The following is a 241-nucleotide window of genomic DNA, read 5'->3' as shown; positions in this document are numbered from 1 at the left end:
ACTCCCCCAGGCTTATCGCAGATTCCCACGTCCTTCTTCGGCTCCTGATGCCAAGGCATCCACCGTGTGCTCTTAAAAACTTGACCACAAAGATCAAACAGCTATTCGAGAGAACCAGGACAACCAACCATCAAAAGACAGCCAGCCACCAGGTTCATCAAAAAAATTGCTTTAAGATGCTCGCGTCCACTATGTAGTTCTCAAACAACAACCCCGTCACCCCCTGCCCGCCACCCCAAAA

Annotated in this window: 1 rRNA gene; it reads right to left on the bottom strand. The window is 50.2% G+C overall.

What is annotated here, in order from left to right:
- A 23S ribosomal RNA gene (locus AC5RVD_RS16830) occupies window positions 1-86 on the bottom strand; the annotation flags it as partial.
- Window positions 87-241: the final 155 nt, after the last annotated feature.

The organism is Arthrobacter sp. THG-b23 (genome assembly GCF_059091265.1).
This window is presented reverse-complemented; position numbering and strand designations above follow the sequence as displayed.